The organism is Pantoea sp. ICBG 828 (assembly GCF_002928355.1).
In the GTDB taxonomy this organism is placed as follows: Bacteria; Pseudomonadota; Gammaproteobacteria; order Enterobacterales; family Enterobacteriaceae; genus Pantoea; species Pantoea dispersa.
This window is the reverse complement of sequence record NZ_POWN01000003.1, coordinates 81,746-95,154: the sequence shown is the minus strand read 5'-3', so window position 1 is coordinate 95,154 and position 13,409 is coordinate 81,746. Positions and strand designations below refer to the sequence as shown.

Annotated in this window: 12 protein-coding genes; 3 read left to right on the top strand and 9 right to left on the bottom strand. The window is 56.8% G+C overall.

The genetic code is table 11. The features are described from left to right. Positions 1 to 70: 70 nt before the first annotated feature. Positions 71 to 613 carry a single-stranded DNA-binding protein SSB1 gene (gene ssb1, locus C1Y43_RS08155; protein WP_021507842.1) on the bottom strand — a complete coding sequence of 181 codons (543 nt, stop codon included), beginning with the start codon at positions 611 to 613 and terminating at the stop codon, positions 71 to 73. Positions 614 to 835: 222 nt separating this feature from the next. On the opposite strand from ssb1, the gene uvrA reads away from it, so the two are divergent. Next, complete coding sequence (gene uvrA / locus C1Y43_RS08150) at positions 836 to 3,664, top strand: excinuclease ABC subunit UvrA (protein WP_104187845.1); 2,829 nt, start codon at positions 836 to 838, stop codon at positions 3,662 to 3,664. Between the two features lie 275 nt (positions 3,665 to 3,939). After that, entirely contained in the window at positions 3,940 to 5,004 is a 1,065-nt protein-coding gene (locus C1Y43_RS08145; protein ID WP_104187843.1) for an NAD(P)-dependent alcohol dehydrogenase, read from the top strand. Here C1Y43_RS08145 and C1Y43_RS08140 read toward each other — a convergent pair whose 3' ends face one another. The 7 genes from C1Y43_RS08140 to dnaB form a co-directional block, all read right to left on the bottom strand. After that, positions 5,005 to 5,361: an MmcQ/YjbR family DNA-binding protein gene (locus C1Y43_RS08140; protein ID WP_021507845.1), complete on the bottom strand. Its 357-nt coding sequence runs from the start codon at positions 5,359 to 5,361 to the stop codon at positions 5,005 to 5,007. Between the two features lie 3 nt (positions 5,362 to 5,364). Continuing rightward, on the bottom strand, positions 5,365 to 5,781 hold the full coding sequence (locus C1Y43_RS08135) for a secondary thiamine-phosphate synthase enzyme YjbQ (RefSeq protein ID WP_104187842.1): 417 nt from the start codon (positions 5,779 to 5,781) through the stop codon (positions 5,365 to 5,367). A gap of 106 nt (positions 5,782 to 5,887) precedes the next feature. Continuing rightward, positions 5,888 to 7,375, bottom strand: coding sequence for a catalase (locus C1Y43_RS08130; protein ID WP_369974308.1), 1,488 nt, complete (start codon positions 7,373 to 7,375; stop codon positions 5,888 to 5,890). Between the two features lie 316 nt (positions 7,376 to 7,691). Further along, the gene (locus tag C1Y43_RS08125) at positions 7,692 to 8,885 is read right to left on the bottom strand and encodes an amino acid aminotransferase (RefSeq protein ID WP_031279758.1); all 1,194 of its coding nucleotides are present in this window, start codon (positions 8,883 to 8,885) and stop codon (positions 7,692 to 7,694) included. A 45-nt stretch (positions 8,886 to 8,930) separates the two neighbouring features. Then, on the bottom strand, positions 8,931 to 9,545 hold the full coding sequence (locus tag C1Y43_RS08120; RefSeq protein WP_021507849.1) for a YitT family protein: 615 nt from the start codon (positions 9,543 to 9,545) through the stop codon (positions 8,931 to 8,933). A gap of 228 nt (positions 9,546 to 9,773) precedes the next feature. Then, a complete protein-coding gene (locus tag C1Y43_RS08115; protein ID WP_058757562.1) occupies positions 9,774 to 10,265 on the bottom strand; it encodes an Lrp/AsnC family transcriptional regulator in 492 nt (163 codons plus the stop codon). A 128-nt stretch (positions 10,266 to 10,393) separates the two neighbouring features. Continuing rightward, positions 10,394 to 11,800 (bottom strand): replicative DNA helicase, encoded by a 1,407-nt coding sequence (gene dnaB / locus C1Y43_RS08110; RefSeq protein WP_021507851.1) that lies wholly within the window; start codon positions 11,798 to 11,800, stop codon positions 10,394 to 10,396. 73 nt (positions 11,801 to 11,873) lie between these two features. On the opposite strand from dnaB, the gene C1Y43_RS08105 reads away from it, so the two are divergent. Further along, on the top strand, positions 11,874 to 12,857 hold the full coding sequence (locus C1Y43_RS08105) for a quinone oxidoreductase (protein ID WP_058774935.1): 984 nt from the start codon (positions 11,874 to 11,876) through the stop codon (positions 12,855 to 12,857). 191 nt (positions 12,858 to 13,048) lie between these two features. Here C1Y43_RS08105 and pspG read toward each other — a convergent pair whose 3' ends face one another. Then, positions 13,049 to 13,315: an envelope stress response protein PspG gene (pspG, locus tag C1Y43_RS08100; RefSeq protein ID WP_104187839.1), complete on the bottom strand. Its 267-nt coding sequence runs from the start codon at positions 13,313 to 13,315 to the stop codon at positions 13,049 to 13,051. Positions 13,316 to 13,409: the final 94 nt, after the last annotated feature.

Sequence of the window (13,409 nt, the reverse complement as noted above, 5' to 3'; positions counted from 1 at the left end):
TGGACAAGAGCTTTTGAAATGGAGCCCTCGCAGAAGCGAGGGCTGGATAACGCGGTGATCGGTACGCCAATCAGAACGGGATATCGTCGTCGAAATCCATTGGTGGTTCGTTGTTCGCCGGTGCGCTCTGCTGCTGTGGACGCTGCTGCGCGCCGCCGCTGAACTGGTTGCCCCCACCCTGTGGCTGCTGCGGCTGGCCCCAGCCGTTATTGTTGCCGCCGCCCTGGCCGCCCATCGGTGCGCCACCGCCGTTGCCGCCCTGCTGACGACCACCCAGCATCTGCATGGTGCCGCCCACGTTCACCACCACTTCGGTGGTGTATTTGTCCTGACCGCTCTGGTCCTGCCATTTACGGGTGCGCAGCTGGCCTTCAATGTAGACCTGCGAACCTTTACGCAGATATTCGCCGGCGACTTCGGCCAGCTTGCCGAACAGCACGACGCGGTGCCATTCGGTGATCTCTTTGTTTTCACCGGTTTGCTTGTCGCGCCAGCTCTCTGACGTGGCCAGCGTAATGTTGGCTACCGCGCCACCATTCGGCATGTAGCGCACTTCCGGATCCTGACCCAGATTCCCGACAAGAATCACTTTGTTTACGCCACGACTGGCCATGTTGCTGTCTCCCGATGAGTTGATGCTAAAAAGTCTAAGCGAAAAATTGTATCACGTCACAATGACGCTTCCCACTTTCGAGCGGGATTCCAGTTTTTCGACCGTGACAGGATAGCAAAAACACTGGATATTTATTCAGTTTATTTTTTGTGCCATAATGATGCGTTTCTGCTGGTCGTGCTGGCAAGGCATGGCGAGCGTTGCCTAATCCGGGAAAGGTGAATGGATAAGATTGAAGTCCGCGGTGCTCGCACCCATAATTTGAAGAATATCAACCTGATCATCCCACGCGACAAGCTCATTGTAGTGACCGGTCTGTCGGGTTCCGGTAAGTCTTCGCTGGCGTTTGATACGCTGTATGCCGAAGGCCAGCGCCGCTATGTTGAATCGCTTTCTGCCTATGCGCGCCAGTTTCTTTCCTTAATGGAGAAACCGGACGTAGACCACATCGAGGGGCTGTCGCCTGCCATTTCCATTGAGCAGAAATCGACGTCGCACAACCCGCGCTCGACCGTCGGCACCATCACTGAAATTCATGACTATCTGCGTCTGCTGTTTGCCCGCGTGGGTGAGCCGCGCTGTCCGGATCATAACGTCACGCTGGCGGCACAAACCGTCAGCCAGATGGTCGATCAGGTCCTGGCGCAGGAAGAGGGTCGGCGCCTGATGCTGCTGGCGCCGGTGGTAAAAGATCGCAAAGGCGAGCACACCAAAACGCTGGAAAATCTGGCGGCGCAGGGCTACATCCGCGCACGTATCGATGGCGAAGTGTGCGATCTGTCGGATCCACCCAAGCTGGAGCTGCAGAAGAAACACACCATTGAGGTGGTGATCGATCGTTTCCGCGTGCGTGACGATCTGGCGACCCGTCTGGCCGAATCCTTTGAAACGACGCTGGAACTGAGTGGCGGCACGGCGATCGTCGCGGATATGGACGATCCCGATACCGAAGAGATGCTGTTCTCGGCTAACTTTGCCTGCCCGGTGTGCGGTTATAGCATGCGTGAGCTGGAGCCGCGCCTGTTCTCGTTCAATAACCCGGCCGGTGCCTGCCCGACCTGTGACGGCCTCGGCGTTCAGCAATATTTCGATCCCGATCGCGTGGTTCAAAATCCGGAGCTGTCGCTGGCCGGTGGCGCCATTCGCGGCTGGGATCGCCGTAACTTCTACTATTTCCAGATGCTGCGCTCGCTGGCGGAACATCTGGATTTCGATGTCGAAGCGCCGTTCAATAGCCTGAGCGACAAAGCGCGCGAAGTGATTCTGTACGGCTCCGGTAAAGAGAACATTGAGTTCAAATATATCAACGATCGCGGCGATACCTCGGTGCGTCGTCATCCGTTCGAAGGCGTGCTGCATAACATGGAGCGCCGCTACAAAGAGACGGAATCCAACGCGGTGCGCGAAGAGCTGGCGAAGTTTATCAGCAACCGCGCCTGCGCCAGCTGTGAAGGGACGCGCCTGCGTCGTGAAGCGCGCCATGTGTTCGTGGAAGACACCAACCTGCCGACCATCTCGGATATGAGCATCGGCCACGCCATGGACTTCTTCCGCAATCTGAAGCTGAGCGGCCAGCGCGCCAAAATCGCCGAGAAAGTGCTGAAGGAAATTGGCGACCGTCTGAGCTTCCTGGTCAACGTCGGCCTGAATTATCTGTCGATGTCGCGTTCAGCGGAAACGCTGTCCGGCGGTGAAGCACAGCGTATTCGTCTGGCGAGCCAGATTGGTGCCGGTCTGGTTGGCGTCATGTACGTACTGGATGAACCGTCCATCGGTCTGCATCAGCGCGACAACGAGCGCCTGCTGTCGACGCTGATTCACCTGCGCGATCTCGGTAATACCGTGATCGTGGTTGAGCATGATGAAGACGCGATTCGCGCCGCTGACCATATTATTGATATCGGTCCGGGCGCTGGCGTGCACGGCGGCCAGGTGGTAGCCGAGGGCGATGTGCATGCCATCATGGCGCACGAAGATTCTCTCACCGGTCAGTTCCTCAGCGGCAAGCGTGAAATCGCGGTGCCGGCAGAGCGGGTGAAAGGCGATCCGTCCAAAGTACTGAAACTGAGCGGCGCGCGCGGTAATAACCTGAAGGATGTCACGCTGACGGTTCCGGTTGGGCTGTTTACCTGTATCACCGGCGTGTCCGGTTCCGGCAAATCAACGCTGATTAACGATACGCTGTTCCCGATTGCGCAGCGCCAGTTGAATGGTGCCACCAGCGGTGAAGCTGCGCCGTATCGCGAGATCGCCGGGCTGGAGCACTTCGATAAAGTGATCGACATCGATCAGAGCCCGATCGGCCGGACGCCGCGCTCAAACCCGGCCACCTACACCGGGATTTTTACCCCGGTGCGTGAACTGTTTGCCGGCGTGCCGGAAGCGCGTTCGCGCGGCTACAATCCGGGCCGCTTCAGCTTTAACGTGCGCGGCGGCCGCTGTGAAGCCTGTCAGGGCGACGGCGTGATTAAGGTCGAAATGCACTTCCTGCCTGACATTTATGTACCGTGCGATCAGTGCAAAGGCAAACGCTATAACCGCGAAACGCTGGAGATTAAATACAAAGGCAAGAGCATTCACGAAGTGCTGGAGATGACCATCGAAGAGGCGCGTGAGTTCTTTGATGCGGTACCTGCACTGGCGCGTAAGCTGCAGACGCTGATGGATGTCGGTCTGTCGTACATTCGTCTTGGCCAGTCGGCAACCACGCTGTCCGGCGGTGAAGCGCAGCGCGTTAAGCTGGCGCGTGAGCTGTCGAAGCGCGGCACCGGTCAGACGCTGTACATTCTAGATGAACCGACCACCGGCCTGCATTTTGCCGACATCCAGCAGCTGCTGGAAGTGCTGCATCAGCTGCGCGATCAGGGCAATACCATCGTGGTGATTGAGCACAACCTCGACGTGATCAAAACCGCTGACTGGATTGTCGATCTCGGTCCGGAAGGTGGCAGCGGCGGTGGTGAAATCCTGGTGGCCGGCACGCCGGAAACCGTTGCACAGTGCGAAAAATCGCATACTGCACGCTTCCTCAAGCCGATGCTGAAAAAATAGGTTTAACGCGCCGCACCCGCTGTTGCGGCGCGTTTTTTCTGATCTCGCCACGGCTCACCGCTCCGGTTACTCGCCAGCCGGTGCCATTGTCTGAATGCCTTAGCAAATGCAGAAACAGGCAAGAAACAGACAACTTCAGGCATATACGCATCGCGTCCCGCTGACTATTCTTACTGCGTTCCTTTTGGCGCCGCTGACGCGCCTCTGTCCTTCAGTGTCATCACTGAACGGACCCCTCGCAAAAAATACTCACGACACATCTGACTGGAGACACCATGAATATTACGCATGCCTATGCCGCACAGGACGCGAAAGCCAAACTCGCCCCGTTCGATTATAAGCCGCGCGAACTGCGCGCTCATGATGTGCAGATTGAAGTGTTGTACTGTGGCGTCTGCCACTCGGACCTGCACCAGGCGCGCAACGAATGGCGCAACACCGTATTCCCGGTGGTGCCAGGCCATGAAATCGTGGGTCGCGTCACCGCCGTTGGCGCGCACACGCACAAATATAAAGTGGGCGATTTAGTCGGCGTCGGCTGTATGGTCGACTCCTGCCGCAGCTGCCCAAGCTGTCAGGAAGGACTCGAGCAGTACTGTGAAAACGGCTTTGTTGGCACTTACAACGGCCAGGATCGTGAAACCGGCGCCATCACCTACGGCGGCTACTCCACCAGCATGGTGGTTGATGAAAGCTTTGTGCTGCGCGTACCGGAAAACCTCGATCTGGCTGGCGTTGCGCCTCTGCTGTGCGCCGGTATCACCACCTATTCCCCGCTGCGTCACTGGAATGTCGGTCCCGGCAAAAAAGTTGGTATCGTTGGTCTGGGCGGCCTCGGCCATATGGGCGTGAAGATCGCGCATGCGATGGGCGCGCACGTGGTGCTGTTCACTACCTCACCGTCAAAAATTGAAGATGGCAAACGCCTCGGCGCTGACGAAGTGGTGATTTCGAAAGATGCTGACCAGATGGCGCAGCACGCCAACAGCTTCGACTTCATCTTAAATACCGTCGCCGCGCAGCACGATCTCAACCCGTTTATCGCCCTGCTGAAGCGCGACGGCAACATGACGCTGGTTGGCGCGCCGGAGCACGATCACCCGGCACCGCAGGTGTTTAACCTGATCCTCAAGCGTCGCAGCATTGCCGGTTCACTGATTGGCGGTATCGCCGAAACCCAGGAAATGCTGGATTTCTGCGGCAAGCACGGTATCACTTCGGATATCGAGCTGATCGCTATGAACCAGATCAACGACGCCTACGAGCGCATGCTGAAAAGCGACGTGAAGTATCGCTTCGTGATTGATATCAACACCCTGCGTGAAGAGTCTGCGGCTTAATCAGCGCGTCTCATCATCATGGCTGACGCCCGCCGCGCGCGTGGCGTCAGCCTGTTGCCACGATGCATCAACCAGATAGTAAATCTGCGAATCCTTCAGCGATCCATCCAGCCACAGCGTGCTCCAGTGCGACTTATTGAGATGTTCACTGGGAAACACATCGTGGTGTTCATCGCGCAATAACTCCGCCAGCGCGGGCGAGGTCTTCAGCGACAACGCTGGTCGCCCTTCAACGTCATGCACCATGGCAAACAGCACGCCATCGCTTTTCACCTGGGTTGCGTCCCACTCATCTTTATAACTTTGTGAAGCGCCCGGTTTGCTCATGCAGTAGGTCAGTAAATCCGACGTGTTCATGTTTTATTCCCCTTGTAAGGTGGCGACGATGCGCCGCGCGCCGCCGTGTACCCGATGTTCGCCCAGCCAGATCCCCTGCCAGGTGCCGAGCAGCAGTTTGCCGCGGCTGACCGGGATCAGCAGCGATACGCCAAGCAGTGACGATTTGATGTGCGCCGGCATGTCGTCAGCGCCTTCATAGTCGTGCTGATAGGGCGCATCCTCTGGAACGTGCCGCAGAAAGTGCTGCTCCATGTCGCTGCGCACCGTAGGATCGCAATTTTCATTGAGCGTCAGCGACGCTGAGGTGTGCTGCAACAGCAGATGCAGCTGGCCGATGCGCAGGTCCGCTAAGCCATTAAGCTGGCCGACAATCTCGTCGGTGATCAGATGAAAGCCGCGCGCCTTCGCGCTCAGCGTGAGAGTTTGTTGCTGCCACATGCCACATTCCTGGGTTAAACCGTTTACTTAAGTGTGCAGCATGTCGGCGAAAGGTAAACCCTTCAGCGGGAAAAAGCGGCAGAGCGCTTGCTCTGCCGCCGGCGCATCAGTCGCTCAGCTTGTCAGCCAGCGCTTTTACCGTGGTGATATCGTCCTGCGTTACCGCCGCCAGACGCGTGCCGTACTCGCTATCGGCCTTATAAAAGAACGAGAGCATCGCCAGCCGGCTTTGCGCGTCGGCGCTTTTCAGCGCGCCACCGAGCGAGGTGATCAGATCGCCCCGCTCTTTCGCGTTAAAGGAACGATACAGCTCCCCTGCCTGGCGGAAATTCTGCGGTTTGGCGATCATCGCCTGCTGCGTACTGCCGCTAAGCGGCGTATGGCTGTAACGCGCGCTTTGCAGCTCTTCACGCGGATAGATGCGGCTTGGCTGGTAATTAACGCCCTTGTCATCGGCGTTACCGCTATCCATCAGGCCATCCTGATTGCCGTTGCTGACCGGTACACGCGGTGCATTCACCGGCAGGCTAAGGCCGTTAGTGCCCACGCGGTACAGCTGGGTATCAGCATAAGAGAACAGGCGGCCCTGTAGCAGGCGATCTTCAGACGGCTCAATACCCGGCACCAGATTGGACGGCGCCATTGCCACCTGCTCGGTTTGCTGGAAGAAGTTGTCGACGTTGCGATTCAGCACCATCTGCCCGATTTTCACCTCTGGCAAGTTCGGCCAGATTTTGGTGGAGTCGAGCGGATTGAAATCGAACTTATCCAGTTCGCTGGCTTTAATGGTCTGAATGTAGAGATCCCACTTCGGAAACGCTTTGCGGTTAATCGCCGCCACCAGATCTTCAGTCATGTGGCTGTAACTGCGGCCCTGGATCGCTGCCGATTCAGCCGGATCGAGGTTGCGTTCGCCCTGCAGCGTCTTCCAGTGAAACTTCACGTAGTGCACTTCGCCCTGGCTGTTCACAAACTTGTAGGCGTGCACGCTGTTACCGTCCATTTCGCGATAGGTCGCCGGCGTGCCCATGTTGGAGAACAGCATGGTGAGCGCGTGCGTGGCTTCCGGTACGTGGGAGAAGAAATCGAAGGTGCGCGCATCGTTATCGAGGTTAGTGCGCGGATCCGGTTTAAACGCGTGCACCATATCAGGGAACTTGATCGCATCGCGGATGAAGAACACCGGCAGGTTGTTGCCCACCAGATCCCAGTTGCCCTGGCTGGTATAGAATTTGGTGGCAAAACCACGCGGATCGCGCAGCGTTTCCGGCGAATGCTTGCTGTGCACCACGCTGGAGAAGCGCACAAAGACCGGCGTCACCGTTCCCGGTTTAAACACCTCAGCGATAGTCAGATCGCTGATATCTTTGCTGGCGCGAAATTCACCGTGCGCGCCGGTGCCACGTGCGTGCACCACACGTTCCGGAATACGTTCACGATCAAAGCGTTGCAGCTTTTGAATCAGCTGCACGTCCTGTAACAGCACCGGGCCATTGGCGCCGGCAGTTTGTGAATTCTGGTTATCGCCGACCGGCGCGCCGTTATCACGCGTCAGCTCAACGGCCGCAGCAGGCAGTGCGAGCGCCAGCGTCATGGCAATGCAGAGGGGTTTCAGTGCGGAAGGGAAATAGCTCATGGGCGGTTCCTTATTGTGATTGGCGAGCGCTCTGGCAGTGCGCCAAAGCGCGCCGGCAAAAAATAGCGCCCTCACTAACAGGAACACACAAGACCCGTCCCGATTACCCGGGGTTAAGGTGTTATACCTATGCTAAATGCGGCCGCCAGCCAGCATGGTTGGCAAAGAGAAGCGTGGAAAAGCGGGGTGCGGCGAAGGTACAGCGGGAACAGACAATGCGTGGATGACTGAAACGGGTGCCTGCCAGCCGCGCGGCTGACAGGCATCGCGTCAATTACATTACGGCAGCAAACGCCTCAGCTACCTGATTGACGTTGCGGCTGTTGAGACCGGCGACACACATGCGGCCGCTGGCGATCAGGTACACGCCGAACTCTTCGCGCAGGCGGTCCACCTGCTGTGCGCTCAGGCCGGTATAGCTGAACATGCCGCGCTGCTTCAGCAGATAATCAAAGTTTTTGCCGGGCAGTTTACTGTTCAGCACATTGACCAGCACCTGGCGCATTTCGATGATGCGCAGGCGCATCGCTTCCACTTCCGCCAGCCAGTTGTTCAGCAGCGCTTCGTCGTTCAGCACGCAGGAAACCACCTGAGCACCGAAGTTCGGCGGGCTGGAGTAGTTGCGACGCACGGTCGCTTTCAGCTGACCCAGCACGCGTGCCGACTCTTCTGCGCTGTCGCAGACAATTGACAGGCCGCCAACGCGCTCACCGTACAGCGAGAAGATTTTCGAGAAGGAGTTGCTCACCAGCGCCGGCAGGCCCGCCGCGGCAATCACGCGAATCGCGTAAGCGTCCTCTTCCATGCCGGCACCAAAGCCCTGGTAGGCGATATCGAGGAACGGAATCAGCTCCTGCGCTTTCAGGACCTCAACGGTTTGATCCCACTGCGCGTTGGTCAGATCCGCACCGGTCGGGTTGTGGCAGCACGGATGCAGCAACACGATGGATTGCTTCGGCAGCGTTTTCAGTTTGGCGATGAAGGCATCGAACTTCACGCCGTTGGTGGCGTCGTCGTACCACGGGTAGGTGTTAACGTTAAACCCGGCACCGTTAAAGATCGCCACATGGTTTTCCCATGTCGGATCGCTGACCCATACGCTGGCGTCCGGGAAGTAACGCTTCAGGAAATCTGCGCCCACTTTCAGCGCGCCGGATCCGCCCAGCGTCTGGATGGAAGCAATGCGCCCCGCCTGCAGCATCGGGTGCTCTTTACCAAACAGCAGCGGCGCAATGGCGTTACGATATGGACCCAGCCCTTCCATTGGCAGATAGAGCGAAGCCTGATGTGGCTGCGCCTGCAAACGCTCTTCCGCGGCGGCCACCGCCTGCAGCTGAGGAATGATGCCGGCTTCGTTGTAATAGAGGCCGATGCTCAGATTCACCTTGTGGTCACGCGGGTCCTGTTTGAAGGTTTCCATCAGCGACAGAATCGGATCGCCAGCATAGGCATCAACGTTTTGAAACACGGTGCAGATCTCCATGATTATTCATAAATGTGTGGGTCGACGTCATCAAACAAAATAGCGGCCGGGACGGTGATTCATGGCGATGATGAGATTGAGCATCACCGCGCCGGCGATGGAGGCCAGCAGCATCGGCAGCGATACCACAAAAAGCGAGGCCAGTACCACACAGGTATCCAGCGCCATTTGCAGTTTGCCGGCGCGCAGACCAGAGCGATCCTGCAGCCAGAGCGCCAGAATATTGATACCACCGAGGCTGGCTTTGTGACGAAACAACACTATAAACCCAATCCCCATCACCACGTTACCGAACAATGTCGCATAAAACGGATTTAGCGCAGAAAAATGGATAAACAGCGGGTGCAAATGGGTGAACAGCGATACCAGCCCCACAGCACAGAAGGTTTTCAGGGTAAATTCCCAGCCCATGCGACGAATGGCCAGCCAGTAAAACGGCAGGTTAATCAGAAAGAAGGCGCTGCCGAACGAGAGCGGCGACAGGTAGCTGATGAGAAAAGCCACGCCCGCCGTACCGCCGGTCAGCGCGCCCGCCTGTTTCAGCAAAATGACGCCAAACGACACCATCAGCGTGCCAAGCACGATAGCCAGCGCATCTTCTGTACGGGTGTGGGGAATGCGGGAAGGTTGTACAGCGTTATCCATGGCGCGATCTCTTTGCAAATGATGGCGTTCATTAGCAAAAAACGCACCACATCGGCGGCTTCCTGTCGCCACCGATGGGTGCCAGCGATTATCCAATTGATAACTAAGGCGCTTTATTGCAGGTTTATGTGCATCAATCTGCTGTAAAATAATCGATTCATGCACAAATTCGGTTTCTGGTGCGTGCTTTGCGCGAAAAACGGCACAAATCCGCACCACACTGGCACATCATGCACTCTTTTGGCGCACTTTGTGCTCGGGGATCATCATCAAACCATTCTCTTTTAAACGGTTGAGTACCACCGAGGTTTTCACGTGCGCCACGCTTTGATGGCCAGCGACGAGCTGACTGATCAGCGCGCTCAGCGCCGCTAAATCGGCCACCGCGACTTTTAACAGATAGTCGGCGTCACCGGTGGTTTTGAACGCGTCGACAATCGCCGCTTCCTGCTCCACCATGCGGTGAAAACTCTCTTCGTAATCGGGCGTGTGATTTTTTAGTCGCACCTCGATCAAGCCGACCATGCCCAGCCCTACCGCGTCCGGCGAGAGCCGCGCGTGATAGCCGAGAATAAGATTTGCCTGTTCGAGATTAATGCGCCGGCGTGAACATTGCGACGCCGAAAGTCCGACTAAATCACTGAGTTCCTGGTTGGTAAGGCGGCCGTTAGATTGTAGTAGTGTCAGTATCTTAAGGTCGTAATCGTCTACCTGAGTCATTCTGTGTCCACAGCGTTATAGGATTCGCTTTGCTACAGATAACCTGATAATTGACGAGGTTGTCCAACACTATTTTCTGATGACGTGAAATGCATGCACAAATCGTGCATGCAGCTGTGGAAGCGCGATTATTCGTCGTCGTATTGCGGTCCGGCGTAGTTATCAAAGCGTGACCACTGGCCGTTGAACGTCAGACGTACGGTGCCGATCGGACCGTTACGCTGTTTACCGATAATGATCTCGGCGATGCCTTTCAGATCGCTGTTTTCGTGATATACCTCGTCACGATAGATGAACATGATCAGGTCCGCATCCTGCTCGATCGACCCCGATTCACGCAGATCCGAGTTAACCGGACGCTTATCGGCGCGCTGCTCCAGCGAGCGGTTAAGCTGCGACAGCGCCACCACCGGTACATTGAGCTCTTTCGCCAGCGCTTTAAGCGAGCGTGAGATCTCGGCGATCTCCAGCGTACGGTTGTCAGAGAGCGCCGGTACGCGCATCAGCTGCAGGTAGTCGATCATGATCATGCTCAGGCCGCCGTTTTCACGGAACACGCGGCGCGCGCGTGAACGCACTTCGGTTGGCGTCAGGCCGGACGAGTCATCGATAAACATGTTCTTCTTTTCTAACAGGATGCCCATGGTGGCCGAGATGCGCGCCCAGTCTTCATCCTCCAGCTGACCGGTACGGATACGCGTCTGATCAACGCGCGACAGCGAGGCCAGCATACGCATCATCAGCTGTTCACTGGGCATCTCGAGACTGAAAATCAGCACCGGTTTGTCTGTCAGCATGGCGGCGTTTTCGCACAGGTTCATGGCGAAAGTGGTTTTACCCATCGACGGACGCGCCGCGACAATGATCAGATCTGAACCCTGCAGACCGGCGGTTTTCTTGTTGAGATCCTGATAGCCGGTATCGACGCCGGTCACGCCATCGTGCGGCGTTGACACCAGCGCTTCAATGCGCGATACCGTCGCTTCGAGAATCTGCTCGATATTTTGCGGGCCTTCATCCTTATTGGCGCGCTGTTCGGCAATTTTAAAGACGTTGGATTCAGCAAAATCCAGCAGCTCTTCGCTGCTGCGGCCCTGCGGATCGTAACCAGCATCAGCGATCTGGTTAGCCACCGAAATCATCTCACGCACCACCGCACGTTCACGCACGATGTCGGCATAAGCACCGAGGTTTGCCGCACTTGGAGTATTTTTTGCCAGCTCGGCCAGATAGGCAAAGCCGCCCGCCATCTCCAGCTCACCGCGCGTTTCCAGCGACTCTGACAGGGTGATCAGATCGATAGGCTGACCGGCTTCCAGCAGGCGCTGCATTTCGGAGAAAATCATGCGGTGCGAGCGGTTGAAGAAATCTTCCGCGACCACGCGCTCGGAGACGTTATCCCAGCGTTCGTTATCCAGCATCAACCCACCGAGCACCGACTGCTCCGCTTCGAGAGAGTGCGGCGGCATTTTCACGCCTTCGAGCTGCCGATCGCGGGGTTCGTTCGATTTGTTGGTGGGTTTATTTCCTGCCATAGTGAATGCATTACCGATCGTGAAAGGGACGCGCAAGTATACCGTCCCAGGATGAACAATCACAGGAGTCAGAATGGCAAAGCGAATTCAGTTCAACCAGCACGGCGGCCCGGAAGTATTGCAATGGGTCGATTTTACACTAGCCGATCCCGCCGACCATGAAGTTCAGGTGGAGAACAAGGCGATTGGTATTAACTACATCGATACCTACGTGCGCAGCGGATTGTATCCGGTCTCCTCGCTGCCGTCCGGCCTGGGCACTGAAGCGGCAGGCATCGTGAAAAAAGTGGGCAGCGCGGTTTCGCGTTTCAAGCCGGGCGATCGCGTGGTGTACTGCCAGGCCGCGCTGGGCGCCTACAGCGAGCTGCACAATGTGGCGGAAGATCGGCTGGTGATTCTGCCGGACAGCATCAGCTTTGAGCAGGCTGCGGCCTCCTTCCTCAAGGGCCTGACGGTGCAGTATCTGCTGCGTCAGACGTACAAAGTAAAAGCCGATGAAATTTTCCTGTTTCATGCCGCCGCGGGCGGCGTGGGCCTGATTGCCTGCCAGTGGGCGAAAGCGCTGGGCGCGCATTTGATTGGCACCGTCGGTTCTGCGGAGAAAGCGCAGATCGCCAAAGATGCCGGTGCCTGGGCCACCATCAATTATCGCGAAGAGGATATCGCCCAGCGCGTCAGCGAACTGACCAACGGTGAAAAAGTGGCGGTAGTGTACGACTCAGTGGGCAAAGATACCTGGGAACCCTCCCTCGACAGCCTGCGCCGCCACGGCCTGATGGTGAGCTTTGGTAATGCCTCCGGCCCGGTGACCGGCGTTGACCTCGGCATTCTCAACAAGAAAGGCTCGCTGTTTGTCACCCGCCCATCCCTGTTTGGCTATATCACCAACCGTGAAGAGCTCGATCGCGCCAGCGGCGAACTGTTTTCGCTTATCGCCAGCCGCGCTATTCAGCTTAACGTGCCGGAGCAGCAGAAATTTGCCCTGAGCGATGCAGTGCGTGCGCATCAGGTGCTGGAGAGTCGTGCCACTCAGGGTTCCAGCCTGTTGATTCCCTGATAGCAGAAATGATGAAGGGCTTCCCGAAGGAAGCCCTTTTCTTTCTTTTTTATAGTTCGCGCTGGTGTAGGGACAGCGGCGATGAATTCGTCTGAATTTCTTTACCTATCCTGACAGAAAACATAAGTAAAAAATATGTTTAATTGCGAATTCGTACTAAGCAATCACCAACTCTGTGATCGTAACCGCATTTAGCGCCAGCTTCTCTTCTCTAAGTCGCTGATTTTCCTTTTCAGCCGGTTAAGTTTCACTTCTCCCTGCGGCGTGGTAAATGCGCGATACAGCCACACGGCGACCACCGCCAGCACCAGCCACGGCAACAATTTTATAACAAGCGCAAACAGCCCACCGAGAAACATCACCACGGTGGCCACCACCAGCGCGGCGATCACGCCCAGCAGCGATACGCCAGTCAGCAGCAGCATCATAAAAAAGCCGATAACGAATAATATTTCCACGAGCGCTCTCCTGTATCAGTAATGCAGAAGGTATTACAAGATACGTGCCAGGTCGTGCCAATCGCTAACCCATTGAATTATCGCTTTGATGCAG